We start from the raw sequence: 2,306 nt of genomic DNA on the forward strand, positions 1-2,306 counted from the left end.
CCCAGCCCCGGTCCGGGCGTGATCCCCGGCTGCCCCGCGAGCGCGGAGCCGAGGAGGCCGATGCCGAGCGGACCAGCCAGTTCGTACCGCTGAAGCCCGCCGAGGAGGCCCCCCGTACCGCGCCCAGATCCGGCGTGGAGCCGGAGGCACCGGCCCGGCCGCAGGTCCCGCCGCGGCCCGCTGCGCCGCCGGAGCAGAAGCCGGCGGCGCGGTCGGAGGGCGCGGCGCCCGCCGGGGCCCCCGCCGCGAGCGGCGAGTCCGAGCGGGCCCAGCAGCCGCAGCCCGATGCCGAGGCGGAGGGCGGCAAGCAGCCCCAGCCGCTCGATCTGCTCGCCCAGCTGACCAACACCCCGCCGCCGCCCGAGACGCCGATGCGCACGGTCGTGCGCCGGGTCAAAATCTGGACGCCGCTGGTGCTGCTGCTGGCGGTGCTCTTCGTGGTCGTGCAGGCGCTCCGCCCGCTGCCGGATCCCGCGCTGGAGATGACCGCCTCGGACACGTTCCGCTTCTCCGGCGGGAAGCCGTCGATGCCGTGGCCGTCGGAGGGCCAGGCGGTGGTGGATGTCGAGGGGCTCGGCTCGTTCGGCGCCTCCGGCAAGGAGAAGCCGGTGCCGATCGCGAGCGTCGCGAAGGTCATGACGGCCTATGTCGTCCTGCGGGACCACCCGGTCAAGAAGGGGGCGAAGGGCGCGGACATCCCGGTCGACCAGAAGGCCGAGGACGACGCCGGGCTCAGCGCGCAGAACGAGTCCACGGTCGACGTCAAGAAGGGGCAGACGCTCTCCCAGCGGGAGGCGATGAACGCGATCATGATCGCGTCGGCGAACAATGTGGCGCGGCTGCTCGCCCGCTGGGACGCGGGTTCGGAGAAGGCGTTCGTCGAGAAGATGAACGACGCCGCCAAGGACCTCGGTATGGCCAACACGACCTACACCGACCCCAGCGGCCTCCGGGCGAGCACCGTGAGCACCGCCGCCGACCAGGTCAAGCTGGCCAAGAAGGTGATGGACTTTCCGCTGTTCCAGGAGGTCGTCCGGCAGCCGGAGTACAAGGACCTCAACGGCAAGACGCAGTCCAACTGGAACAAGCTCGTCCCGCTGGACGGCGTCGTCGGCATCAAGACCGGCACCACCACCAAGGCGGGCGGCAATCTGGTGTTCGCCGCGGAGAAGGAGATCGGCGGCACCAGGCAGCTGATCGTCGGCGCGATGCTGGGCCAGTACAAGCCCTCGATCCTGGACACGGTGCTGGCCAGGAGCAAGAAGCTGATCGACGCGGCCCAGGACGAGCTGCAGGCCCGTAAGGTCGTCAAGAAGGGCGATGTCGTCGGCTACGTGGACGACAAGCTCGGCGGCAAGACGCCGGTGGTCGCCACGAAGGACGTCACGGCGGTCGGCTGGCCCGGTCTGAAGGTGAAGCTGGCGCTCACCGACGGAGACGAGTCGCTGCCGCACCAGGGGGGCCGGGGCGACCGGGTCGGCACCCTGACCGCCGGCGAGGGGCCGGGGCAGGTCAAGGTCCCGGTGGCGCTCCAGGAGTCGCTCGGCGAGCCCGGCTTCGGCGCGAAGCTGACCCGGATTCCCTGACCGGATTCTCCTGACCGGCGCCCCTTCCGGGGCGGGTCGGGGGCGTCCGGTAATGTCAGCTGTTCATAGGAACCCCAAGGGAGTTCCGCAGAGCCGCACGGGGAGTAGAGCGCAGTGGCCACTGTGCAGCGGCCGTCGGCGTCAAGGGACGACGCCGACGGTGACATAGACAGCCCGGCCGACGCCGGGTTGTCCTTCGCGCTGCCCCGCTCGCCGCTGTCGCGCCTGGGGCACCGTCTGCTGCGGCTGCGCGGGAAGCTGCCGCGCACCGTGTCCGTCCCGCTCACCGCCACGGCGTTCGCGGCGGTGCTGCACCTGGTCTGGTTCTGGTTCCTGGCCAGCAGCGGGGGCGACCTCGCGGCGCAGGACGCCTGGGCGGAGTTCGTGGGCCAGCACCCGGGTTCGGCGTACAACCTCGCCTGGTACGGGGGCATGCACCCCGTGTCGTACAGCGTCATATCGCCGTATCTGATGGCGGTCGTCGGCGTCCGGCCGACGCTGATGATCTCCGGGGTGCTCTCGTCCGGGCTGCTGGCGCTGCTGCTCGCCAAGGCGCGCGGGGTGCGGCGCCCGCTGCCCGCCGCGCTGTGGGGCGCGTTCGCCTTCGCCTGCAACGCGGCCTCGGGGCGGGTCACCTTCGCGCTCGGCATGCTCTTCGCGCTCGCCGCCGTGACCACCGTGTGGGCGTGGCCGGAGCGCTGGGGGCGGCCCGGGGGCCGG

The 2,306-nt window shown here is 72.2% G+C and carries 1 protein-coding gene and 1 pseudogene; both read left to right on the forward strand.

Annotation, left to right across the window (positions count from 1 at the left end; translation table 11 throughout):
- The coding region (locus tag G5C65_RS35680) for a D-alanyl-D-alanine carboxypeptidase family protein (protein ID WP_206442644.1) at positions 1–1,586 on the forward strand (1,586 nt) is incomplete at its 5' end.
- Between the two features lie 114 nt (positions 1,587–1,700).
- Positions 1,701–2,306 (forward strand): annotated as a pseudogene (locus tag G5C65_RS35685) (MFS transporter); the annotation flags it as partial.

The organism is Streptomyces boncukensis, assembly GCF_011045075.1.
In the GTDB taxonomy this organism is placed as follows: Bacteria; Actinomycetota; Actinomycetes; order Streptomycetales; family Streptomycetaceae; genus Streptomyces; species Streptomyces boncukensis.